At 58.6% G+C, this 22346-nt stretch carries 22 protein-coding genes and 1 tRNA gene; 12 read left to right on the top strand and 11 right to left on the bottom strand.

Features of this window, described 5'->3' with window-relative positions; all coding sequences use genetic code 11:
- The first annotated feature begins 15 nt into the window (after positions 1 to 15).
- The gene (gene clpA / locus BLR20_RS06540) at positions 16 to 2289 is read left to right on the top strand and encodes an ATP-dependent Clp protease ATP-binding subunit ClpA (RefSeq protein ID WP_003371759.1); all 2274 of its coding nucleotides are present in this window, start codon (positions 16 to 18) and stop codon (positions 2287 to 2289) included.
- A gap of 115 nt (positions 2290 to 2404) precedes the next feature.
- Here the strand turns inward: clpA and infA are convergent, their stop codons facing one another.
- The 3 genes from infA to aat form a co-directional block, all read right to left on the bottom strand.
- Entirely contained in the window at positions 2405 to 2623 is a 219-nt protein-coding gene (gene infA / locus BLR20_RS06535; RefSeq protein ID WP_002553999.1) for a translation initiation factor IF-1, read from the bottom strand.
- 101 nt (positions 2624 to 2724) lie between these two features.
- Entirely contained in the window at positions 2725 to 3432 is a 708-nt protein-coding gene (locus BLR20_RS06530; protein ID WP_032612506.1) for an arginyltransferase, read from the bottom strand.
- 48 nt (positions 3433 to 3480) lie between these two features.
- Positions 3481 to 4170, bottom strand: a complete 690-nt coding sequence (gene aat / locus BLR20_RS06525; RefSeq protein WP_010426992.1) for a leucyl/phenylalanyl-tRNA--protein transferase — start codon at positions 4168 to 4170, stop codon at positions 3481 to 3483.
- Positions 4171 to 4638: 468 nt separating this feature from the next.
- On the opposite strand from aat, the gene ftsK reads away from it, so the two are divergent.
- From ftsK to cysG, 6 genes are all read left to right on the top strand, one after another.
- On the top strand, positions 4639 to 7044 hold the full coding sequence (ftsK, locus tag BLR20_RS06515) for a DNA translocase FtsK (protein ID WP_010426991.1): 2406 nt from the start codon (positions 4639 to 4641) through the stop codon (positions 7042 to 7044).
- A gap of 76 nt (positions 7045 to 7120) precedes the next feature.
- Entirely contained in the window at positions 7121 to 7744 is a 624-nt protein-coding gene (gene lolA / locus BLR20_RS06510; protein ID WP_003371767.1) for an outer membrane lipoprotein periplasmic chaperone LolA, read from the top strand.
- Between the two features lie 18 nt (positions 7745 to 7762).
- A complete protein-coding gene (locus BLR20_RS06505; RefSeq protein WP_054993784.1) occupies positions 7763 to 9085 on the top strand; it encodes a replication-associated recombination protein A in 1323 nt (440 codons plus the stop codon).
- Positions 9085 to 9459, top strand: a complete 375-nt coding sequence (crcB, locus tag BLR20_RS06500; RefSeq protein ID WP_010426985.1) for a fluoride efflux transporter CrcB — start codon at positions 9085 to 9087, stop codon at positions 9457 to 9459. The genes BLR20_RS06505 and crcB overlap by 1 nt, the downstream gene beginning before the upstream one ends.
- A gap of 16 nt (positions 9460 to 9475) precedes the next feature.
- Positions 9476 to 10756, top strand: coding sequence for a serine--tRNA ligase (serS, locus tag BLR20_RS06495; RefSeq protein ID WP_010426984.1), 1281 nt, complete (start codon positions 9476 to 9478; stop codon positions 10754 to 10756).
- Entirely contained in the window at positions 10757 to 12151 is a 1395-nt protein-coding gene (cysG, locus tag BLR20_RS06490; protein ID WP_010426982.1) for a siroheme synthase CysG, read from the top strand.
- Between the two features lie 50 nt (positions 12152 to 12201).
- Here the strand turns inward: cysG and BLR20_RS06485 are convergent, their stop codons facing one another.
- The 6 genes from BLR20_RS06485 to tusD form a co-directional block, all read right to left on the bottom strand.
- Complete coding sequence (locus BLR20_RS06485) at positions 12202 to 13200, bottom strand: glutathione S-transferase family protein (protein ID WP_054993785.1); 999 nt, start codon at positions 13198 to 13200, stop codon at positions 12202 to 12204.
- 96 nt (positions 13201 to 13296) lie between these two features.
- Positions 13297 to 14298, bottom strand: coding sequence for a glycosyl transferase family protein (locus tag BLR20_RS06480; RefSeq protein ID WP_054993786.1), 1002 nt, complete (start codon positions 14296 to 14298; stop codon positions 13297 to 13299).
- Complete coding sequence (locus tag BLR20_RS06475; RefSeq protein WP_054993787.1) at positions 14295 to 14630, bottom strand: TusE/DsrC/DsvC family sulfur relay protein; 336 nt, start codon at positions 14628 to 14630, stop codon at positions 14295 to 14297. The genes BLR20_RS06480 and BLR20_RS06475 overlap by 4 nt, the downstream gene beginning before the upstream one ends.
- Positions 14627 to 14926 (bottom strand): sulfurtransferase complex subunit TusB, encoded by a 300-nt coding sequence (gene tusB / locus BLR20_RS06470; protein WP_054993788.1) that lies wholly within the window; start codon positions 14924 to 14926, stop codon positions 14627 to 14629. Before tusB ends, BLR20_RS06475 begins: the two co-directional genes overlap by 4 nt.
- The gene (tusC, locus tag BLR20_RS06465) at positions 14926 to 15288 is read right to left on the bottom strand and encodes a sulfurtransferase complex subunit TusC (RefSeq protein ID WP_032612511.1); all 363 of its coding nucleotides are present in this window, start codon (positions 15286 to 15288) and stop codon (positions 14926 to 14928) included. The genes tusB and tusC overlap by 1 nt, the downstream gene beginning before the upstream one ends.
- A gap of 1 nt (position 15289) precedes the next feature.
- Positions 15290 to 15682, bottom strand: coding sequence for a sulfurtransferase complex subunit TusD (gene tusD, locus BLR20_RS06460; RefSeq protein ID WP_010426971.1), 393 nt, complete (start codon positions 15680 to 15682; stop codon positions 15290 to 15292).
- 234 nt (positions 15683 to 15916) lie between these two features.
- Between tusD and tcuC the strand changes: the two genes are divergently transcribed.
- The gene (tcuC, locus tag BLR20_RS06455) at positions 15917 to 17218 is read left to right on the top strand and encodes an MFS transporter (protein ID WP_011268262.1); all 1302 of its coding nucleotides are present in this window, start codon (positions 15917 to 15919) and stop codon (positions 17216 to 17218) included.
- A gap of 15 nt (positions 17219 to 17233) precedes the next feature.
- Positions 17234 to 18013 (top strand): substrate-binding domain-containing protein, encoded by a 780-nt coding sequence (locus tag BLR20_RS06450; protein ID WP_032612513.1) that lies wholly within the window; start codon positions 17234 to 17236, stop codon positions 18011 to 18013.
- Here the strand turns inward: BLR20_RS06450 and BLR20_RS06445 are convergent.
- Entirely contained in the window at positions 17999 to 18907 is a 909-nt protein-coding gene (locus BLR20_RS06445; protein ID WP_010426967.1) for a LysR family transcriptional regulator, read from the bottom strand. The genes BLR20_RS06450 and BLR20_RS06445 overlap by 15 nt on opposite strands.
- A 143-nt stretch (positions 18908 to 19050) precedes the next feature.
- Positions 19051 to 19138: transfer RNA gene (locus tag BLR20_RS06440), tRNA-Ser, on the bottom strand.
- 121 nt (positions 19139 to 19259) lie between these two features.
- Here BLR20_RS06440 and BLR20_RS06435 point away from each other — a divergent pair.
- The 3 genes from BLR20_RS06435 to BLR20_RS06425 all read left to right on the top strand — a co-directional run bounded on the left by BLR20_RS06435 (position 19260) and on the right by BLR20_RS06425 (position 22282).
- Complete coding sequence (locus BLR20_RS06435) at positions 19260 to 19931, top strand: Bax inhibitor-1/YccA family protein (RefSeq protein ID WP_002553978.1); 672 nt, start codon at positions 19260 to 19262, stop codon at positions 19929 to 19931.
- A 479-nt stretch (positions 19932 to 20410) separates the two neighbouring features.
- Entirely contained in the window at positions 20411 to 21841 is a 1431-nt protein-coding gene (locus BLR20_RS06430; protein WP_054993789.1) for a serralysin family metalloprotease, read from the top strand.
- A gap of 57 nt (positions 21842 to 21898) precedes the next feature.
- A complete protein-coding gene (locus tag BLR20_RS06425) occupies positions 21899 to 22282 on the top strand; it encodes a protease inhibitor Inh/omp19 family protein (protein ID WP_010426963.1) in 384 nt (127 codons plus the stop codon).
- Positions 22283 to 22346: the final 64 nt, after the last annotated feature.

Here is a 22346-nt window from a genome sequence, read left to right as displayed (position 1 = left end):
GTATGAGGTGAAGCTATGTTAAACCGTGAGCTCGAAGTCACCCTCAATCTTGCCTTCAAGGAGGCACGTTCGAAGCGTCATGAGTTCATGACGGTCGAGCATCTCCTGCTGGCTCTATTGGATAATGAGGCTGCAGCCACTGTCCTGCGTGCCTGCGGCGCAAACCTCGATAAACTCAAGCATGATCTGCAGGAGTTCATCGACTCCACCACTCCGCTGATCCCCGTCCATGACGAGGACCGCGAGACACAACCGACGCTCGGGTTCCAGCGCGTGCTGCAACGGGCAGTCTTCCACGTGCAGAGCTCAGGCAAACGCGAAGTGACCGGCGCCAACGTGCTGGTTGCGATTTTCAGTGAGCAGGAAAGCCAGGCCGTATTTCTGCTCAAACAGCAGAGCGTGGCCCGGATCGATGTCGTCAACTACATCGCCCACGGTATCTCCAAGGTTCCAGGGCATGGCGAACACTCTTCTGAAGGTGAACAGGATATGCAGGACGACGAGGGCGGTGAAGCATCTTCCTCAGGCAATCCTCTGGATGCCTATGCCAGCAATCTGAACGAGTTGGCACGTCAGGGGCGTATCGATCCACTGGTCGGCCGCGAAAGCGAAGTCGAGCGGGTGGCACAGATTCTGGCTCGTCGTCGCAAGAACAATCCTTTGCTGGTCGGTGAAGCGGGGGTCGGTAAAACGGCCATCGCCGAAGGTCTGGCCAAGCGCATCGTCGACAATCAGGTGCCTGACCTGCTTGCCAACAGCGTCGTCTACTCGCTCGACCTGGGTGCGTTGCTGGCCGGGACGAAATACCGCGGCGATTTCGAGAAGCGCTTCAAGGCGTTGCTCAACGAGCTGCGCAAGCGTCCTCAGGCGATCCTGTTCATCGACGAGATCCACACGATCATCGGTGCCGGCGCAGCTTCCGGCGGGGTAATGGATGCTTCCAACCTGCTCAAGCCGCTGCTGTCTTCCGGCGAGATCCGTTGCATCGGCTCGACCACCTTTCAGGAGTTTCGCGGGATTTTCGAGAAGGATCGTGCCTTGGCGCGTCGCTTCCAGAAAGTTGATGTGTCCGAGCCTTCGGTCGAGGACACCATCGGTATCCTGCGTGGCCTGAAAAGCCGTTTCGAGCAGCATCACAGCATCGAATACAGCGATGAAGCCCTGCGCGCCGCCGCCGAGCTTGCATCGCGCTACATCAATGACCGTCATATGCCTGACAAGGCCATTGACGTGATCGATGAGGCCGGTGCCTATCAGCGTCTGCAGCCTGTCGAGCAACGCGTCAAGCGTATCGACGTGCCTCAGGTCGAAGACATCGTCGCCAAGATCGCGCGCATTCCGCCAAAACACGTCAACAGCTCCGACAAGGAACTGCTGCGTAATCTGGAGCGTGATCTCAAGCTCACTGTGTTCGGACAGGATGCGGCCATCGACTCGTTGTCGACTGCGATCAAACTGTCTCGTGCCGGTCTCAAGTCGCCTGACAAGCCGGTCGGTTCGTTCCTGTTCGCCGGTCCTACGGGCGTCGGCAAGACCGAGGCGGCTCGTCAGCTGGCCAAGGCACTGGGCGTCGAGTTGATCCGTTTCGACATGTCCGAGTACATGGAGCGGCATACCGTTTCCCGTCTGATCGGCGCGCCTCCGGGCTATGTCGGTTTCGATCAGGGCGGTCTGCTGACCGAGGCCATTACCCGTCAGCCGCATTGCGTGCTGTTGCTCGATGAAATCGAAAAGGCTCACCCGGAAGTCTTCAATCTGCTTCTGCAGGTGATGGACCACGGTACGCTGACCGACAACAACGGGCGCAAGGCGGACTTCCGCAATGTGATCGTGATCATGACCACCAACGCCGGGGCCGAGTCTGCTGCGCGTGCTTCGATCGGTTTCACGCATCAGGACCACTCGTCTGACGCGATGGAAGTGATCAAGAAGAGCTTCACGCCGGAGTTCCGCAACCGTCTGGATACCATCATTCAGTTCGGTCGCCTCAGTCACGAAGTCATCAAGAGCGTGGTCGACAAGTTCCTCACCGAGCTTCAGGCCCAGCTGGAAGACAAGCGCGTACTGCTCGAAGTGTCCGAGGCGGCGAGAAGCTGGCTGGCGCAGGGTGGTTACGATGCCGCAATGGGTGCCAGACCGATGGCTCGCTTGATTCAGGACAAGATCAAACGGCCACTCGCCGAAGAGATCCTGTTCGGCGAACTGTCGGAACATGGCGGCGTGGTTCACATCGACATCAAGGATGGCGAGATCACCTTCGATTTCGAAACCACGGCAGAAATGGCCTGATAACCGACGCCTCGCCTCGCATCATTATGATGCGAGGCAGGTCGAGGACATCGACTGTAAAAAACAGGCATACAAAAACGCCCGGCTTATGCCGGGCGTTTTCGTTAATGCCTGTTTAGCGAGCGCGGTAGGTGATGCGCCCTTTGCTCAGGTCGTAGGGCGTCAGCTCTACACGCACTTTGTCACCGGTCAGAATACGGATGTAATTCTTGCGCATCTTGCCGGAGATATGCGCGGTTACGACGTGCCCATTTTCCAACTCCACGCGAAACATGGTGTTGGGCAGGGTGTCGACGACAGTGCCTTCCATTTCGAAGCTGTCTTCTTTCGACATGCAGTAAAGCCCTCGGTATACAAATGAGTGGCCCGGTGCAAGTGGCGCCAGGCAAAAGCGGCGTGCATTGTGCCCGAAAAAACCAGTTTAAGCCAAGGGGTTCAATACAGAGTGACCCATCTTTGATTGGTGAGCAGCTCGATGGGGCGATATTGGGTCTTGTAATTCATCTTTTTACAGTTCTTGATCCAGTAGCCGAGGTACACCGCCTGCAGTTGCAGTCTGGCCGCTTCGGCGATCTGCCACAAAATGGCGTAACGGCCCAGACTGCGGCGTTCTTCATCGGGTTCGTAGAACGTATAGACCGCCGAAAGCCCATTGGGCAGCAGGTCGGTGACGGCAACTGCCAGCAGGCGTTGATCGACACGAAATTCGTAAAAGCGCGAAAAGGGCAGGTCGCGAACCAGAAAGGTCGAAAATTGCTCGCGGCTCGGCGGGAACATGTCGCCGTCAGCATGCCGTTGTTCAATATAACGCTGATAAAGATCGAAATATTCCTGAGTGAATACCGGTTTGGCGCTTTGTACCTGAATGTCGGCATTGCGTTTCAAAATGCGTTTTTGCTGACGATCGGGGACGAAGAGATTCACCGGAATGCGCGCGGGTACACACGCACTGCAGTTCTGGCAGTGAGGGCGGTAGAGGTGATCACCGCTGCGGCGAAAACCCATGTCCGACAGGTCGGCATAGACCTGTGCATCCATCGGCTGGCTGGGGTCCAGAAACAGGGTAGTCGCCTGCTCTTCGGGCAGGTAACTGCAAGTGTGCGGTTGAGTGGCATAAAACTTCAGCCTCGCCAGCTCTGTCATGGTCGTCGCCTAATGGTGAATCCTTAACCCTGAGTGTATGCCAGCCTGTCAAACTCGCCTAGCTGACCAGTCGGCGTCGGTCGGCTGATCCAGATGGCGGGACAGGTAATCGGCGAAAGTCTGTCGAGGAATGGAGCGTGCGCCGAAGCTGTGCAGATGTTGAGTGGGCATCTGACAGTCGATCAGCACAAATCCCCAGTCAGTCAGATGCTTTACCAAGGTGGCAAAGCCGACTTTCGAGGCGTTGTCTGCCCGGCTGAACATCGACTCGCCGAAAAACAGTTGGCCCATTGCCAGGCCATACAGCCCGCCGACCAGCTCATCCTGATCCCAGACCTCGACGCTGTGTGCGTGGCCGCGGCGGTGCAGTTCGACGTAGGCCTCCTGCATCGAGCCGGTTATCCAGGTTTCATTGGCGTAGCTGCGAGGCGCAGCGCAGGCCTGGATCACGCTGACAAAATCCTCATCAAAGGTCACCCGATAGCGCGACTGGCGCAGAACCTTGCCAAGGCTGCGCGAAACGTGCAGTTCTTCGGGAAACAGCACGGTGCGCGGGTCGGGAGACCACCAGAGAATCGGCTGGCCATCCTGAAACCAGGGAAAGCAGCCGTGTCGATAAGCGCTGATCAGACGATCGGCCGACAAGTCTCCGCCTGCGGCAAGCAAACCGTTGGGTTCACGGAGGGCTTTTTCCAGTGGGGGAAAATCGAGGCTGTTGCGGTTCAACCAGGTCAGCATGGCATCACAACTTTGCGGAAGGGGAGGGCGCACCTGTCTGTGAGTGCAACTCTGTGCGACAGGCGTGGTCACAAGCGGTTGTCATTATGGCGCGTAGCTTGTGCATGCGGTAGGCCGCGAGCGGCGCAGCGGTCATGTGGTCGTTCAAGTTGCGGGCTGTTGATAGAAACACGCCATAAGCCTTTGTCACAAAACGTAATGCATGCTCAAATTGAACATCGTCAGTGAAGTTGAAAGCATGTTCCGTCCTGCGGAACCGTCTGAAGTGGATCTGGTGTGTTTTCGTACAGACTCAAGTGGCTGTAAAACCGTACAATGCCTGTTTTGGGCGTTATCATTCAAGCGTCTGTCGACAGGCTTTCCCGCTGTCTGCCCTCCCTGTCCACGCGGGAGCAGTCAGTGCCGTACGACAGCCGTTTCTGGTCAATCAACGAGATGTTCGCGCTACCGCGCAGGAAATAAAGCGTTTTGAAGAAATCCACCCCAGCACCCAGCGCTGTCCCGCTTTGGCGACAGCAATTGCACTACCGGCTCAAGGAAGGGGCCCTGATCGCCTTTGGCGCACTGTGCCTGTATCTGATGATGGCCTTGTTGACCTACGATCAGAGTGATCCCGGCTGGAGCCACACCAGCAGCAATGCGGCGCAGGTCCAGAATGCCGCAGGGCGTGCAGGTGCGTTCTGTGCCGATATTCTGTTCATGGTTCTGGGCTATTTCGCCTACATCTTCCCGCTGTTGCTGGCGATCAAGGCCTGGCAGGTCTTTCGTCATCGTCATGAGCCATGGCAGTGGAGCGGCTGGCTGTTTTCCTGGCGCCTCATCGGGTTGGTGTTTCTGATCCTGGCGGGCGCTGCGCTGGCTCACATCCACTTCCATTTCTCGGCGGGCTTTCCGGGCTCGGCAGGCGGTGTGCTGGGTGAAGTGCTGGGTGATCTCGCCAAAAAAGCGTTGAATATTCAAGGCAGCACACTGCTGTTCATTGCCCTGTTCCTGTTCGGCCTGACCGTGTTTACCGACCTGTCATGGTTCAAGGTGATGGATGTCACTGGCAAGATCACTCTCGACCTGTTCGAGCTGTTTCAAAGCGCTGCGAACCGCTGGTGGACCGCTCGTGCCGAACGCAAGCAGATGGTTGCACAGTTGCGTGAGGTGGACATGCGTGTCAACGATGTGGTGGCGCCTGTGGCTCCCGATCGTCGCGAGCAGGCCAAGGCCAGAGAACGACTGGTGGAGCGTGAAGCGTCGTTGAGCAAACACATGACCGAGCGCGAAAAGCACGTGCCTGCGGTGATTGCGCCAGCGCCTTCAAAGCCTGTAGAGCCCAGCAAGCGCGTCATGAAGGAAAAGCAGGCCCCGCTGTTCGTGGACAGCGCAGTGGAAGGTACGCTGCCGCCGATTTCGATCCTCGACCCGGCAGAGAAGAAGCAGCTCAACTATTCGCCGGAGTCTCTGGCGGCCGTCGGTCACTTGCTGGAAATCAAGCTCAAGGAATTCGGTGTGGAGGTGTCGGTAGACTCCATCCATCCCGGTCCGGTCATCACCCGCTACGAGATCCAGCCGGCCGCCGGCGTCAAGGTCAGCCGCATTTCCAACCTTGCCAAGGACCTTGCGCGCTCGCTCGCCGTGACCAGTGTTCGTGTGGTCGAAGTGATTCCGGGCAAGACCACCGTCGGTATCGAAATCCCCAACGAAGACCGCCAGATCGTGCGCTTCTCCGAGGTGTTGTCGACTCCCGAATACGATAACGCCAAGTCGCCTGTCACCCTGGCGCTGGGTCACGACATCGGCGGCAAGCCGGTGATTACCGATCTGGCCAAGATGCCCCACCTGCTGGTAGCCGGTACGACCGGTTCCGGTAAGTCGGTGGGTGTGAACGCCATGATCTTGTCGATCCTGTTCAAGTCCGGCCCCGAAGACGCCAAACTGATCATGATCGACCCGAAGATGCTTGAGCTGTCCATCTACGAAGGTATTCCGCATCTGTTGTGTCCGGTGGTCACCGACATGAAGGACGCCGCCAACGCATTGCGTTGGAGCGTTGCCGAGATGGAGCGGCGCTACAAGCTGATGGCGAAGATGGGTGTACGTAACCTGTCCGGCTTCAATCAGAAGGTCAAGGAAGCCCAGGATGCTGGCGAGCCGCTTGCCGATCCGCTGTACAAGCGCGAAAGCATTCATGACGAAGCACCGCTGCTGAGCAAACTGCCGACCATCGTTGTGGTGGTGGACGAGTTCGCCGACATGATGATGATCGTCGGCAAGAAGGTCGAAGAGCTGATCGCGCGTATTGCCCAGAAAGCGCGTGCTGCGGGTATCCACCTGATCCTCGCGACTCAGCGTCCGTCGGTGGATGTGATCACCGGTCTGATCAAGGCCAACATTCCGACGCGTATGGCGTTCCAGGTGTCGAGCAAGATCGATTCGCGGACCATTATCGACCAGGGTGGCGCCGAACAACTGTTGGGCCACGGCGACATGCTGTACATGCCGCCAGGCACCAGCCTGCCGATTCGTGTGCATGGTGCGTTCGTTTCCGACGAAGAAGTGCATCGTGTGGTAGAAGCCTGGAAGCTGCGAGGTTCCCCGGATTACAACGACGATATTCTCGCTGGCGTCGAAGAGCCCGGCAGCGGCTTTGATGGCGGTGGCGGCGAAGGCAGTGAAGACAGCGAAAGCGACGCGCTTTACGATGAGGCCGTCAAGTTCGTGCTGGAAAGCCGTCGCGCGTCGATTTCTGCTGTACAGCGCAAGTTGAAGATCGGCTATAACCGCGCAGCGCGCATGATTGAAGCTATGGAAATGGCAGGTGTCGTAACCTCCATGAATACCAACGGTTCACGTGAAGTCCTGGCCCCCGGGCCGGTGCGCGACTGATTCTAATCACCCCGTATTGCGGCGACGGCGTGCACGCCACGCTGTCGCATCATCATCGACTTCAAAGAGGAATCCAATGCGCCTTATCCGCATGCTGTTGGCCACCGCACTGACCTTCTCCATGATCCCCGCCCATGCCGACAGCAAGGATGTGGCGCGCCTGACTCAGTTGCTGGAAAAATCCCAGACCCTGACCGCCCGCTTCTCGCAGTTGACGCTGGACGGTGGCGGCACCCAGTTGCAGGAAACCACCGGCGAAATGGCCCTGCAGCGCCCAGGCCTGTTCAACTGGCACACCGATGCGCCGCAGGAGCAGTTGATGGTCTCGGACGGCAAGAAAGTTTCGCTGTGGGACCCTGATCTGGAGCAGGTCACGATCAAGAAGCTCGATCAGCGCCTGACCCAGACCCCAGCCTTGCTGCTCTCCGGCGACGTATCGAAGATCAGCGAAAGCTTCGACATCACCGCGAAAGAAGCGGGTGGCGTGATCGATTTCGTGCTCAAGCCCAAGACCAAGGACACGCTGTTCGACAGCCTGCGCCTGTCGTTTCGCAACGGCATCATCAACGACATGCAGTTGATCGACAGTGTGGGTCAGCGCACCAACATCCTGTTCACCGGGGTCAAGGCCAACGAGTCGATCGCAGCCAGTAAGTTTCAGTTCCAGATTCCCAAGGGCGCTGATGTCATTCAAGAGTAAAAGGGCCAATTTCTGATCATGGACCTGTTCAGCCGCGAACCGATAGCTCAGCCTCTGGCTGCACGTTTGCGTGCTACCAACCTGGATGAGTATGTCGGTCAGGAACACGTGCTTGCCCATGGCAAGCCGCTGCGTGAGGCGCTGGAGCAAGGCGCACTGCACTCGATGATTTTCTGGGGCCCGCCTGGGGTGGGCAAGACCACCCTGGCGAAGCTGCTGGCCAAAGTGTCGGACGCGCACTTCGAGACGGTTTCGGCGGTGCTCGCCGGGGTCAAGGAAATCCGTCAGGCCGTCGAAGTCGCCAGGCAGCAGGCCGGACAGTACGGCAAGCGCACCATCCTGTTCGTCGACGAAGTGCACCGCTTCAACAAGTCGCAACAGGATGCCTTCCTGCCTTACGTCGAGGACGGCACGCTGATCTTTATCGGCGCGACTACCGAAAACCCGTCGTTCGAACTCAATAACGCCTTGTTGTCCCGGGCGCGTGTCTACGTGCTCAAAAGCCTCGACGAGGCAGCGCTGCGCAAGCTGGTCAATCGTGCCCTGACCGAAGAGCGCGGATTGGGCACGCGGCAACTGACCCTCAGCGATGAGGGCTTCGCGATGCTGATGGCCGCTGCCGATGGCGACGGCCGGCGCATGCTTAATCTGCTGGAGAACGCCTCCGATCTGGCCGAAGACGGCAGCGAAATCGATATCGGGTTGCTGCAGAGCCTGTTGGGTGACAGCCGACGCCGCTTCGACAAGGGCGGCGAGGCGTTCTACGACCAGATATCGGCGTTGCACAAGTCGATTCGCGGTTCCAATCCCGACGCCGCCCTGTACTGGTTTGCGCGGATGATCGACGGTGGCTGTGACCCACTGTATCTGGCGCGCCGCGTAGTGCGCATGGCCAGTGAGGATATCGGCAATGCCGATCCTCGTGCGCTGCCGTTGTGCATGTCCGCCTGGGATGTACAGGAACGCCTTGGCAGTCCCGAGGGCGAATTGGCGGTTGCACAAGCCATCGTCTATCTCGCCTGCGCGCCGAAAAGCAACGCGGTCTACATGGCGTTCAAGGCGGCTATGCGTGAAGCGGGCGAGCATGGTTCGCTGGAGGTTCCGCTGCACTTGCGCAATGCGCCTACCAAGCTGATGAAGCAGCTCGGTTATGGTGAAGAATATCGCTATGCCCATGATGAGCCCGATGCTTATGCGGCTGGCGAAGACTACTTTCCGGACGACCTGGAGCCACGGCAGTATTACCAGCCTGTGCCTCGCGGTCTGGAGCTCAAGATCGGTGAAAAGCTCAGGCATCTGAACGCATTGGACGATGCCAGCCCTCGCAAGCGGAGAAAGTGATGATTCAGACTATTCTTGCGGTGTCGATTGCCGGTATCGCTGGTACATTATTGCGCTTTGCGACGGGTACCTGGGTCAGCGCCAACTGGCCACGTTATTTTTACGCGGCGACGCTGGCGGTCAACATCGTCGGATGCCTGATCATCGGTGTACTGTACGGACTGTTCCTGCTGCGCCCGGAAGTGCCCATCGAAATTCGTGCCGGCTTGCTTGTCGGTTTTGTAGGCGGTCTGACGACCTTTTCATCCTTTTCACTGGATACGCTGCGCCTGCTGGAAAGCGGGCAAGTACCGCTGGCCCTCGGCTATGCCGGTATCAGCGTATTCGGCGGGCTGCTCGCAACCTGGGTTGGCCTGTCCCTGACCAGACTTTGATAGACGAGAGAACGATATGCTCGATTCCAAACTGTTACGTACTCAACTTCAGGACGTAGCGGATCGCCTGGCTTCCCGTGGTTTCACACTGGATGTGGCGCGCATTGAATCGCTGGAAGCCCAGCGCAAGGTAGTGCAGACCCGCACCGAACAGCTGCAGGCAGAGCGTAATGCACGTTCCAAATCCATTGGTCAGGCCAAGCAGCGCGGCGAAGACATTGCGCCGTTGATGGCTGATGTCGAGCGCATGGGCAACGAACTGAGCGAAGGCAAGGTCGAGCTGGATGCCATTCAGGCCGAACTGGATGCTCTGGTGCTGAGCATTCCGAACCTGCCTCACGAGTCCGTGCCGATCGGTGCCGACGAAGAAGGCAACGTTGAAGTACGTCGCTGGGGTACGCCGGCGCAATTCGATTTCGAGGTCAAGGATCACGTCGCGCTGGGCGAGAAGTTCGGCTGGCTGGATTTCGAAACTGCCGCCAAGCTGTCCGGCGCACGCTTTGCGCTTTTGCGTGGCCCGATAGCGCGTCTGCACCGTGCCTTGGCACAGTTCATGATCAATCTGCACATCAACGAGCACGGCTACGAAGAGACCTACACGCCTTATCTGGTGCAGGCTCCAGCGTTGCAGGGCACAGGTCAGTTGCCCAAGTTCGAGGAAGACCTGTTCAAGATCTCCCGCGAAGGCGAAGCCGACCTGTACCTGATCCCGACTGCTGAAGTGTCGCTGACCAATATCGTGTCGGGTGAAATTCTCGATGCCAAACAGCTGCCTCTCAAGTTTGTCGCCCATACCCCTTGCTTCCGCAGTGAAGCGGGCGCGTCCGGGCGTGATACCCGCGGCATGATTCGCCAGCACCAGTTCGACAAGGTCGAAATGGTCCAGATCGTTGCGCCTGACGACTCCATGGCTGCGCTCGAGTCGCTGACTGGCAACGCCGAACGCGTGCTGCAATTGCTTGAACTGCCTTACCGCACGCTGGCGCTGTGCACCGGCGACATGGGTTTCAGCGCGGTGAAGACCTACGACCTGGAAGTCTGGATTCCGAGCCAGGACAAATATCGCGAAATCTCTTCCTGCTCCAACTGCGGTGATTTCCAGGCGCGTCGCATGCAGGCGCGCTGGCGCAACCCGGAAACCGGCAAGCCGGAGCTGGTCCACACCCTCAACGGGTCGGGCCTGGCGGTAGGCCGCACACTGGTGGCGGTGCTGGAAAACTATCAGCAGGCGGACGGTTCGATTCGTGTGCCTGAGGTGCTCAAGCCGTATATGGGCGGCCTTGAGGTCATCGGTTAAATGGAATTTCTGCCGCTGTTCCATAACCTGCGTGGCAGCCGGGTGCTGGTGGTTGGCGGCGGTGAAATTGCCCTGCGCAAGTCACGCCTGATTGCCGACGCCGGGGCAGTGCTGCGCGTGGTTGCGCCGGAAATCGAGGCGCAACTGAGCGAGCTGGTTGTCCAGAGCGGCGGTGAGATGATCCTGCGCGGCTACAGTGAATGCGACCTAGATGGTTGCGTGCTGATTATTGCTGCGACGGATGACGAGCCGCTCAACGCTCAGGTTTCCCGCGATGCCCGCTTGCGTTGCGTTCCGGTCAACGTGGTCGACGCCCCGGCGTTGTGTACGGTGATCTTTCCGGCCATCGTCGACCGCTCGCCTCTGGTGATCGCAGTGTCCAGTGGCGGCGATGCGCCGGTGCTCGCGCGTCTGATTCGCGCCAAGCTGGAAACCTGGATTCCCTCCACCTACGGGCAGCTCGCCGGACTGGCTGCGCGCTTTCGCAATCAGGTCAAAGGCCTGTTTCCGAACGTGCAGCAGCGCCGGGCGTTCTGGGAGGATGTTTTTCAGGGCGCCATTGCCGACCGCCAGCTGGCCGGGCAGGGTGCCGAGGCTGAACGTATGCTCATCGCCAAGATTGCCGGCGAGCCGCCTCCGGAGACCGGTGAGGTCTATCTGGTCGGTGCGGGTCCCGGTGATCCGGATTTGCTGACGTTTCGGGCCTTGCGCCTGATGCAACAGGCCGATGTGGTGCTGTATGACCGCCTCGTCGCCCCAACGATCCTTGACCTGTGCCGTCGTGATGCCGAGCGTGTGTACGTTGGCAAGCGCCGTGCGGAGCATGCTGTTCCGCAGGAGCAGATCAACCAGCAACTGGTTGCGTTGGCAAAACAGGGCAAGCGGGTGGTGCGTCTGAAGGGCGGTGATCCGTTCATCTTCGGCCGTGGCGGCGAGGAAATCGAAGAGTTGGCGGCGCATGGCATTCCGTTTCAGGTGGTGCCTGGCATCACTGCTGCCAGCGGTTGCGCGGCCTATGCGGGTATACCGTTGACGCACCGTGATCATGCGCAATCGGTGCGTTTCATCACCGGGCACTTGAAAAACGGCACGACGGATCTGCCCTGGTCGGACCTGGTAGCGCCTGCGCAAACACTGGTGTTTTACATGGGGCTGATCGGTTTGCCGGTCATCTGTGAGCAGTTGATCCGGCACGGTCGCTCTGCTGACACGCCTGCTGCACTGGTCGAGCAGGGCACCACCGTCAATCAGCGTGTGTTCACGGGTACCCTGGCAAACCTGCCGCAACTGGTCGCCGAGCATGATGTTCATGCGCCGACGCTGGTGATCATCGGTGAGGTGGTCAAGTTGCGTGAAAAGCTGGCCTGGTTCGAGGGCGCTCAGGCGACTCTCTGATGCCAATGGTGGGTAGCCCGTCCAGGCTATCCACCACTCCTTCCCATACCTCAGTTGTTCCAGACACCTTCACCGGACAGTCGCTCACGGTCGTGATCTGCGTGCAGATCAAGCGCTGGCCCCTTCGGTATGATTCCGGTCGGGTTGATGGTGCGATGGCTGCCGTAATAATGCCCTTTGATGTGCTCGAAACTCACCGTCTCTGCGATACCCGGCCACTGGTACAGCTCGCGTAGCCAGTTGCTGAGATTGGGGTAGTCCGCGATGCGGCGCAGGTTGCATTTGAAGTGACTGTAATACACCGCATCGAAGCGCACGATGCTGGTGAACAGGCGTATATCGGCTTCGGTGAGGTGCGTACCTGTCAGGTAGCGCTTTTCGCCGAGCAGGTTTTCCAGCACATCCAGTTCAGCGAACACATCATCGAACGCCTCCTCGTACGCGCCCTGCGAGGTTGCGAAACCAGCCCGATACACGCCGTTGTTGACGTTCGGATAGATCTGCTCGTTAAGCTCGTCAATGCTCGCGCGTAACGCTTGCGGGTAAAAATCCAGCGTATTACCGGTCAACTCGTCGAATGCGGAATTGAACATGCGGATGATCTCCGCAGATTCATTACTGACGATGCATTGCTGCTGTTTGTCCCACAGCACCGGAACGGTGACGCGGCCGGTGTATCGAGGGTCGTCGGCGGTATAGCGCTGGTGAAGAAACTGCAGGTCATCCAGAGCATCGCCGCTGGAGCCTTTCTGCTGATCGAAGGTCCAGCCGTTCTCCAGCATCAGCCAACTGACCACCGAGACATCGATCAGGTTTTCCAGGCCCTTGAGCTTGCGCAAAATCAGGGTGCGGTGTGCCCACGGGCAAGCCAGAGACACGTACAGGTGATAGCGGCCTGCCTGCGCGGCAAACCCGCCTTCACCGGACGGTCCCGGTTGTCCATCGGGCGTGACCCAACTGCGTCGCTGAGCATTTTCGCGCTGAAATGCGCCATCTTTGCTGCTTTCGTACCACTGGTCTTGCCAGTGTCCCTCGACCAGAAGGCCCATGTCTGACTCCCATTTCCAGGTTATAGGGCTTGGAGGTCAGCGCAGGCATATCGGTTCGACTGGATTACGGCCTTTCATTGTCGAAAGGCCGTCGCGTCACAGATTGATGTCGCGGCGATCCCAGAATACCTGCGCCCGGGCGAAGGCCTCGTCACGATCGACGCCCAGGCCGCGCAGGGCGAGCGCCATGGTCGATATCAATGCCAGTTGCGGGTAACTGTCTTCGATCTCTCCTCGCCACAAGGCCAGCAGTTGTTGCGGGTCAAGCGTCGCCGGTTTTACATGGCGGCGTGGTGACAGCGCTGGCCATTCTTCATCCCACGGCTGGCCGCCGGTGGTGCCGTACAGGTGGCTGATGGTGTCGGGGTTGATCTCGATTTCGCCGCCATCACCTTTGACCACGATGGCGTTGTCGCCGAGCAGGCTGCTGGCATCGCGATGCACACTCTGGTAGCCCGGGTGAAAAATGCTTTGCAGGCCGCAACGCGCCTGCAGCGGATTGAGGATGCGTGCCAGCGAATGAATGGGCGAGCGTAGCCCCAGCGTGTTGCGCAGATCGATCATGCGCTGCAACTGCGGTGCCCAGTCGGCGAGCGGAATGAACGCCAGACGGTCTTGCTCGAGCGAGGTTTTGACCGCTGACCAGTTGCGGCATAGAGGTATCTTCAGCAGGTCCAGCAGTTGTTCGGTGTACAGACGCCCTGCGGTATGCGCGCCGCCGCCGTGCAGGAGGATCCTGACGCCGTTTTGTGCCAGGCATTTGGCTGCCAGCAAATACCACGGCAGGTGACGCTTTTTCCCGGCGTAGGTCGGCCAGTCGATATCGACCTGCATGGCAGGCGCGTTGAGACGTTCACGCACCGCTTCGGTAAACCCTGCGAGCTCCTCGGGACTTTCTTCCTTGTGGCGCAGCAGCATCAGAAACGCCCCGAGTTGGGTGTCCTCGACTTTTTCATCGAGCAACATGCCCATGGCTTCCCGTGCTTCCTCGCGAGTCAGGTTGCGCGCGCCACGTTTCCCTTTGCCCAGTATGCGAACGAAGGTCGCAAAGGGATGCTCTTCAGGTGTTTCAGTGACAAGCGCAGGGTAATCATTCATATGCAATTGGTCGGTTTGGGCAGGCCCGCCAGCTTGGCGGCGAGTTTGGCGGGAGTGCCATTGAACAGGCGGTTGAGGTGCATGCTGTTGCCTTTTTCTGCACCCAGCTTCAATGCGGTGTATTTGATCAGCGGCCGTGTGGCGGGCGAAAGCTGGAACTCGGCGTAAAAACCTCGCAGCAGTTCGAGGATTTCAAGGTGCTCGGCGCTCAGCTCGATGCCTTCCTCGGCGGACAGGGCGTGAGCGACGTCCAGCGACCAGTCGCTGAGGTTTTGCAGAAAACCATCCTTGTCCAGTTCGATGCTGCGCCCGTCAATGTTCAACTGTTTCATAGCCAGGTATTGACCTTGTCGAAGCGCAGCGACAGTTCCACGAAGGCCGGGTAGTCGATGCGGTTGACTCCGGCAGGGAGGGTCAGATTGCGTGCCCTGATGTCTTCGTCGAGGGCGAACAGGTGCGACGAGTCGATCAGAGGCTGAAGGGCTTCCAACTGCGCACTGGACGGCATCAACGCATAGGCGGCATCGCCGCAGAGCAGCAAGCCATCAGCACTGCCAAGCAAGCGCAGGCAACTGTCCAGCCGGGTGTCGGCAAACGGCGAGTGAGAGAGAACGTGCAAAGTAGCCATCAGATGGTAATCACCTCGTCGTACCGGTCAAAAAGTGCTGACAATTCCGCGCGCGTGGTCAACTGGGTCATCTCTTCGCTCAATGCGCCAGGGGAGATGCCACGCTCGGTCAGGCTCTGCCCGCAGACGTAAAGGTCTTCGACGCCGAACATCGGCAAGGCTTTCAGATTCGCGGTCAGGTCTTTCTGTTGCAGTGCGTCGGGCGACTGCTGTGGCGACAACTGAAACACCCCGTCGTCCAGAAACAGCAGGCCTATCGACAGGTCGAATGCCCCGCCCGCCAGCACGATATCCAGCGCTTCCCGGGCGCCGGGACCGGACCACGGCGACTGACGGCTGACAACCAATAGTGATCTGGGCATCTCATGGCCCTCCGAAGCAGATCAGGCGATCAGCCGATTGCACGGCATCGTGCAACTGGCCCAGCCCGGACAATTCCCACGGCTCGCGCAGGTTTGCCGCCGGCCGCTGGTAACGCTCGGCCTCTTGCGTGTCGAGCACACCGCGCCGCAACGCGGCGGCAATGCACACCACGCCGTCCAGATCGTGCTCGACGATGAAGTCACGCCATTGCAACGCCATATCCTGTTCATCCTGAGGCGTCACGACGTTGGCCGACGCGCTGTGTACGCCGTCCTGATAGAAGAACAAACGGACGATTTCATGCCCGCCTGCCAGTACCGCCCTGGCGAACTGCAAGGCTCGCCGAGAGGAGGGCGCATGAGCGGCGGAAAAAAGGGAGATGGCGAATTTCATGATCGGCTCTGCCAACAAAACGTGCGCAATGATAAAGAATTCAAGGGCAGGCGTGTGAGTTTGGCGCGTGTTGACCGGCAAGCGACGGGGCAGAACACGGCTGCATGGGCTTCTATTGATGTTCATTAGACATCAATCGATGAAAACATAGCACTTATCGTTTCAAAGTGTGTCCGGCAGACTCCTCCGCAACAAGCGCTTACAACACTCTAATAAGATCGCTGGAGAACATTGATGCACGGCTCATCCTCATTACGAAAAGAATCCTCCCGGTCGAAGGCAGGCGCGGTATTTCGCGTGACCTCCGGTAATTTCCTCGAGCAATTCGACTTCTTCCTGTTCGGCTTTTACGCCACCCAGATCGCCTCCGCCTTTTTCCCGGCCAGCAGTGAGTTTGCTTCGCTGATGATGACCTTCGCGGTCTTCGGTGCGGGCTTCCTGATGCGTCCGTTGGGTGCCGTGATTCTGGGTGCCTACATTGATGACGTGGGGCGGCGCAAGGGCTTGATCGTGACCCTGTCGATCATGGCCAGTGGCACGTTGCTGATTGTCCTGGTGCCCGGTTACGCGAGCATCGGCTTGTGGGCACCTGCATTGGTATTGGTCGGCCGCTTGCTGCAAGGTTTCTCTGCCGGCGCGGAATTGGGTGGGGTGTCAGTGTATCTGGCAGAGATGGCGACACCCGGCCGCAAGGGCTTTTACACCAGTTGGCAGTCAGGTAGTCAGCAGGTGGCAATCGTCGTCGCCGCTGCACTGGGTTATGGCTTGAACCAATGGATGGCCCCTGCTGCTGTCGCCGACTGGGGCTGGAGAATTCCGTTCGCCATCGGTTGCCTGATTATCCCGTTCATTTTCCTGTTGCGCCGCAGCCTCCAGGAAACCGAAGAGTTCGCTACTCGCTCTCACCGCCCGACCATGCGACAGGTGTTCGCAACGCTGCTGCAAAACTGGCGCGTAGTGATTGCCGGAATGCTTATGGTGGCGATGACCACTACCACGTTTTATCTGATCACCATCTATGCACCGACGTTCGGCAAAACCGTACTCAACCTGAGTACCGCCGATGCGCTTCTGGTGACACTGCTGGTCGGTGTCTCCAACTTTATCTGGCTGCCGGTCGGCGGCATGCTGAGCGACCGCTTCGGGCGCAAACCACTGTTGGTCGCGATGACGCTGCTGACCATCATCAGTGCTTACCCGGCGCTGTCGTTCCTCGCCTTGGCGCCCAGCTTCGGCCATATGCTGGAAGTGCTGTTGTGGTTCTCGTTCCTCTACGGCTTGTATAACGGCGCGATGATCCCGGCGCTGACGGAAATCATGCCGGTAGAGGTTCGCGTTGCCGGTTTCTCGCTGGCCTACAGCCTGGCGACGGCGGTTTTCGGTGGTTTCACTCCGGCGATCTCGACCTGGTTGATCCACCTGACCGGCGACAAGGCGGCGCCTGCTTACTGGATGACGTTCGCTGCAGCCTGTGCGCTGGGCGCCACACTGGTGCTCTACCGGCACATCTCGACCCGCCCGCAACTGGCTGTTTAATCAAGGAAAATAACTATGAAATCGTTATGCAAAACTCAATTGGCCGCGCTTTTTCTCGGCTGTATCGCGGTCAGTGCGGCGGCGCAGGCTGAACAGCTCAAAGTCATGACCTCCGGCGGCTTTACGGCTGCGTACAAACTGCTCGGACCGCAATACGCGGCGTCTTCCGGGGATTCGCTGGACACCATTCTCGGCCCTTCTATGGGCAAGGCGCCCGAGGCCATTCCGAATCGTCTGGCCCGTGGCGAGCACGCCGATGTGGTGATTATGGTTGGCTATGCGCTGGATGATCTGATCAAGCAAGGCAAGGTAGACCCTGCATCGCGGGTCGAACTGGCTGACTCGCGGATCGGGATGGTGGTGAAGGAGGGGGCGGCCAAGCCGGCGATCGGCACCGACAGTGAGCTCAAGGCTACCTTGCTCAAGGCCAAGTCGGTTGCTTACTCCGACAGCGCCAGTGGCGTGTACATCGAAAAAGAGCTTTTCAAAAAGCTCGGTATCGAGAAGGAGCTCGCGCCGAAGGGCAAGATGATCGAGCGCATCCCGGTTGCTTCGGTGGTTGCCAAGGGCGACTACGAAGTGGGCTTTCAACAGGTTGCCGAGCTGCTGCCGATTCCCGGCGTGACGTTCGTGGCGAAGATTCCTGAAGACGTGCAGTCGGTTACCCGTTATGCCGCTGGAATCCCGGTCAATGCCGAGCACCCGAAAGAGGCGAAGGCCTTGCTGGATTACCTGGCATCGCCGAAAGCCCAGGCCACGGTGCAGTCTACCGGGCTGGATTCAGTGCCCCGCTGAGGGTGACGGCATTTTCCTGACCAGTTGTTCCAGCTCGAGGGCTGCCGGTGTCAAGGTCCTGCCACGACGCTTGATCAGCCCTACGTTGCGAATCACCTCGGGCGCAACCAATGGCACGCTCACCAGAAACGGGTGAGCGGTCATCGGCATGGCGATCGAAGGCACCGCAGCCACACCAAGCCCGGCCTCCACCAGGCCGATCATGGTCGTGACATGGCGGGTTTCGCAGATGCTTTCCTTGTGCGGGCGCGACGGCGCCAGCGCCTGATCCAGCACCAGACGGTTACCCGAGGTGATATCCAGCGCGATGTAGTCGTGGCGGTACATCTCCTCCCAACTGACGCTGTCGCACGTGGCCAGCGGGTGATCCCGCCTGCAGGCCATCACGTAGCGTTCCTGCAGAAGCAGTTCGAAGTCCACTTCCGGCGCCAGATTACCGCTGAAACTCACCCCGAAATCGGCTTCGCCCAGGGCAACCGCGCTGTTGACCTCATTGGCGCTGGCGTCCATGACCCGAATTCTGATTTTCGGAAACAGCCGGTGGAAGGCGCTGATGACCTGAGGCATGAAGTAATAGGCGGCTGAAGGCACGCAGGCAATCGTCACGCTGCCCATTCGCGTTGAGCCGACACCTTCGATGGTCATCAATGCGCTGTCCAGATCGTCCAGAATGCGCTCGACCTGAGGCAGAAATGCGCGGCCGACCGTGGTCAGGCTGACTCTGCGGGTGGTCCGCTCGAAGAGCTTAACGTTCAGCGCAGATTCGAGCTTTTCTATTCGCCGACTGAGCGCAGGCTGGGTGATCTGCACTGTTTCAGCGGCCTTGCGGAAGCTGCCATTCTCGACCACGGCACGAAATGCCTGGAGGTCGTTGAGGTCGAAATTGATGGGCATTGCGTGACCAGGATGATTGATTCGGTATGAGCATCAATATATCAGGTTGCGCACGGCAGCTCGCAGGGCGGGGAGGACGCAGGGTTTCGTGGGGGCCAGAAACGACAAAGCCCTGAATAATCAGGGCTTTGCGCTGCCAAATATGGCGGAGGCATAGAGATTCGAACTCTAGGACCTGTTACAGTCGGCAGTTTTCAAGACTGCTGCCTTAAACCACTCGGCCATACCTCCACTTCGTTGCGGGCGCCATAATACCGGAATGAAACAAGCTGTCAAACTCTGTGACTAGCCAGTTGCAGCGCCTCTGTTATGATCTTTGCAACTCAACATTTCAACAGCAAGGAGTTTCGCCATGCGCGAACAGGATTACAGCCTTAAAACCGGCATGCAGGCCGACCAGCTCGAGGTTAGTCGTGTCCTGCGCAATACTTACGGTCTTCTCGCCCTGACACTGGCTTTCAGCGGTGTCATGGCATTCGTCGCTCAGCAGATGCGTGTCGGCTACCCGAACATTTTCGTGGTGCTGATCGGCTTCTATGGTCTGTTCTTTCTGACCAACAAGCTGCGTGATTCGGTCTGGGGTCTGGTGTCGACCTTCGCCCTGACAGGTTTCATGGGTTTCCTGCTGGGCCCGATCCTCAACCGTTACCTGGGCATGGCCGGTGGTGCTGAAGTAGTCAGCTCTGCCTTCGCGATGACGGCTCTGGTATTCGGCGGCCTTTCAGCCTATGTACTGATTACCCGCAAGGACATGAGCTTCCTGGGTGGTTTCATCACCGCAGGCTTCTTCGTCCTGCTGGGTGCGGTAGTGGCCAGCATGTTCTTCCAGATCAGCGGTCTGCAGCTGGCTATCAGCGCGGGCTTCGTGCTGTTCTCGTCGGTCTGCATTCTGTTCCAGACCAGCGCGATCATTCAGGGTGGTGAGCGTAACTACATCATGGCGACGGTCAGCCTGTATGTATCGATCTACAACCTGTTCATCAGCCTGCTGCAGATCTTCGGCATCATGAGCCGCGACGACTGATCGACCAGGCCTGAATATTCAGGCCGCTGCACTTCAAGAAAAGCCCCGACTCGTCGGGGCTTTTTGCGTTTCTGCGACGAGGAAAAAGGTCGGCGTCGGCCCCTCGCACTGCTGGCGGTGTGCCGTTCCTGGTAGCTGAGTAGGCCGGTTCATTACTCAGGGCATTCGTGGTCTGTCGAACCCTTAAAATTCCTGACCTATCAGTCATATTTATCAAGCTTGTTGCAGCCTGTTCAAGCGCTTATCGGCTATCTCGTCATCACAAAAAATAATATCAGGCGATTCTCCAAGGCCTGTAGGCGCTTTCCCGTTTTGGGCCATTTGGCATCATCGAACAGTGCTGGACACAAGATTTCAAGATGTGTCAGTTTTGTTACGCAACACGATTTTACGCTTCACAAAGCGAGTGACCGGACTCTCTCGCTACAGGGGAGAGTCCTGTCGTACCTAACCTGTCAATCAGCAAACAAGGAAGTGTCATGACGAAAGTCAAAGAAAATGCTGCAATTCAACTCTCCGCTGCTACCAGCACCTCTTTCGACCAGATCAATGCGTTCGCCCACCAGTATGATCGTGGCGGCAATCTCACGATCAATGGCAAGCCCTCGTATTCAGTCGATCAGGCCGCTGATTATATTCTTCGCGATGACGCCGCCTGGACGGATCGCGATGGCAACGGCACCATCAACCTCACTTACACGTTCCTGACGGCCAAGCCTGCCGGGTTCGACAATTCGCTGGGGACTTTCAGTGCGTTCAACGCGCAGCAGAAAGCTCAGGCGGTGTTGTCGATGCAATCCTGGGCAGACGTCGCCAAGGTCAGCTTTACCCAGGCGGCTTCCGGGGGCGACGGGCATATGACCTTCGGCAACTACAGCAACGGCAGTGCGGGCGGGGCAGCTTTTGCCTACCTGCCCAGCGGCAACAGCCGTACTGACGGCCAGTCCTGGTACCTTGTCGACAACAGCTACAAGGTCAACACCACCCCGGACAATGGCAACTACGGCCGTCAGACCCTGACCCATGAAATCGGCCATACCCTGGGCCTGTCTCACCCGGGTGACTACAACGCGGGCGAGGGCAATCCGAGCTACAAGGACGCCACCTACGCAGAAGACACCCGTGGCTATAGCGTCATGAGTTACTGGAGTGAGTCCAACACTGACCAGAACTTCGTCAAGGGCGGTGCTCCGTCGTACTCGTCGGCACCGTTGCTGGATGATATCGCCGCCGTTCAGCAGCTCTATGGCGCGAACATGAGCACCCGTGCCGGTGACACGGTCTATGGGTTCAACTCCACCGCCGGGCGCGATTTCTACAGCGCCACGTCCGCCTCTTCCAAGGTGGTGTTCTCGGTGTGGGATGGCGGGGGTAAGGATACTCTCGACTTTTCCGGCTTCACCCAGAATCAGAAGATCAACCTCAATGCCGCCTCGTTCTCGGATGTCGGTGGCATGGTCGGCAACGTTTCGATCGCCAAGGGTGTGGTGGTTGAAAACGCGGTGGGCGGTTCGGGCAATGACCTGTTGATCGGCAATGCTGCCGCCAACGACCTCAAGGGTGGTGCCGGCAACGACATCATCTACGGCGGTGGCGGTGCCGACAGCCTGACCGGTGGTGCGGGTGCCGACATCTTCGTGTTTGGCGCCAGCTCCGACTCCAATCGCGCGGGCCAGGATACGATTCGTGATTTCGTCAGCGGTCAGGACAAGATCGACGTATCGGCGATTTCCACGCTGAGCGCGCTGCAGTTCGTCAACGCATTCAGCGGCCACGCCGGCGAGGCGATCCTCAACTATAACCAGAGCAGCAATCTGGGCAGTCTGGCGATCGACTTCACAGGTCAGGGTTTGGGGGACTTCCTCGTGGGGACCGTTGGTCAAGCGTTGGCCACTGATATCGTGGTTTAATCTGTAACAATTTTGGACGACCCTGCGGTCGTCCATAATCTGGAAAGTACCCCCGTAATGAAGATCAATCACGTTGTTCGAATCGTGCCAGCTGCCTTTGCGTTGCTGGTGGGTATTTCTGGAGCGAGCATGGCCATGAGTTTGAAACTGCCCGATCCTGCTGAACTCAGTGGCAAGTGGCGACTTTCTGTTCAGGGAAAGACGAATGAAGCCTGTGAACTGCACCTTAATACCGATGTACCGCAACTGACGGGCGATCTCGCCTGCGCAGTAAAGTGGTTGCACGAAGCACCCACTGGCTGGTTTCCGACACCGGATGGCCTGGCGTTCACCGACAAGGAAGGCAATCGCCTGATTCACCTCAATAATATGGGGGAGCAGGTCTATGAGGCGCGTCTGCCCGGCGGTGAAGTGCTGGTCCTTGGGCGTCTCGCCGATTAAGCGTTTCACGGACCTGCGCGAGTTGTTTGTCAAAACCCAGGGATGTCACTCCGTCATAAGCAAG

The sequence above is a fragment of the Pseudomonas congelans genome (genome assembly GCF_900103225.1).
In the GTDB taxonomy this organism is placed as follows: Bacteria; Pseudomonadota; Gammaproteobacteria; order Pseudomonadales; family Pseudomonadaceae; genus Aquipseudomonas; species Aquipseudomonas congelans.
This window is presented reverse-complemented; position numbering and strand designations above follow the sequence as displayed.

Excerpts from the sequence above, each read along its gene's own strand:
- clpA (WP_003371759.1), top strand. The coding sequence starts at position 16 with ATGTTAAACCGTGAGCTCGAAGTCACCCTCAATCTTGCCTTCAAGGAG.
- infA (WP_002553999.1), bottom strand. The coding sequence starts at position 2,623 with ATGTCGAAAGAAGACAGCTTCGAAATGGAAGGCACTGTCGTCGACACC.
- BLR20_RS06530 (WP_032612506.1), bottom strand. The coding sequence starts at position 3,432 with ATGACAGAGCTGGCGAGGCTGAAGTTTTATGCCACTCAACCGCACACT.
- aat (WP_010426992.1), bottom strand. The coding sequence starts at position 4,170 with ATGCTGACCTGGTTGAACCGCAACAGCCTCGATTTTCCCCCACTGGAA.
- lolA (WP_003371767.1), top strand. The coding sequence starts at position 7,121 with ATGCGCCTTATCCGCATGCTGTTGGCCACCGCACTGACCTTCTCCATG.
- BLR20_RS06505 (WP_054993784.1), top strand. The coding sequence starts at position 7,763 with ATGGACCTGTTCAGCCGCGAACCGATAGCTCAGCCTCTGGCTGCACGT.
- crcB (WP_010426985.1), top strand. The coding sequence starts at position 9,085 with ATGATTCAGACTATTCTTGCGGTGTCGATTGCCGGTATCGCTGGTACA.
- serS (WP_010426984.1), top strand. The coding sequence starts at position 9,476 with ATGCTCGATTCCAAACTGTTACGTACTCAACTTCAGGACGTAGCGGAT.
- cysG (WP_010426982.1), top strand. The coding sequence starts at position 10,757 with ATGGAATTTCTGCCGCTGTTCCATAACCTGCGTGGCAGCCGGGTGCTG.
- BLR20_RS06485 (WP_054993785.1), bottom strand. The coding sequence starts at position 13,200 with ATGGGCCTTCTGGTCGAGGGACACTGGCAAGACCAGTGGTACGAAAGC.
- BLR20_RS06480 (WP_054993786.1), bottom strand. The coding sequence starts at position 14,298 with ATGAATGATTACCCTGCGCTTGTCACTGAAACACCTGAAGAGCATCCC.
- BLR20_RS06475 (WP_054993787.1), bottom strand. The coding sequence starts at position 14,630 with ATGAAACAGTTGAACATTGACGGGCGCAGCATCGAACTGGACAAGGAT.
- tusB (WP_054993788.1), bottom strand. The coding sequence starts at position 14,926 with ATGGCTACTTTGCACGTTCTCTCTCACTCGCCGTTTGCCGACACCCGG.
- tusC (WP_032612511.1), bottom strand. The coding sequence starts at position 15,288 with ATGCCCAGATCACTATTGGTTGTCAGCCGTCAGTCGCCGTGGTCCGGT.
- tusD (WP_010426971.1), bottom strand. The coding sequence starts at position 15,682 with ATGAAATTCGCCATCTCCCTTTTTTCCGCCGCTCATGCGCCCTCCTCT.
- tcuC (WP_011268262.1), top strand. The coding sequence starts at position 15,917 with ATGCACGGCTCATCCTCATTACGAAAAGAATCCTCCCGGTCGAAGGCA.
- BLR20_RS06450 (WP_032612513.1), top strand. The coding sequence starts at position 17,234 with ATGAAATCGTTATGCAAAACTCAATTGGCCGCGCTTTTTCTCGGCTGT.
- BLR20_RS06445 (WP_010426967.1), bottom strand. The coding sequence starts at position 18,907 with ATGCCCATCAATTTCGACCTCAACGACCTCCAGGCATTTCGTGCCGTG.
- BLR20_RS06435 (WP_002553978.1), top strand. The coding sequence starts at position 19,260 with ATGCGCGAACAGGATTACAGCCTTAAAACCGGCATGCAGGCCGACCAG.
- BLR20_RS06430 (WP_054993789.1), top strand. The coding sequence starts at position 20,411 with ATGACGAAAGTCAAAGAAAATGCTGCAATTCAACTCTCCGCTGCTACC.
- BLR20_RS06425 (WP_010426963.1), top strand. The coding sequence starts at position 21,899 with ATGAAGATCAATCACGTTGTTCGAATCGTGCCAGCTGCCTTTGCGTTG.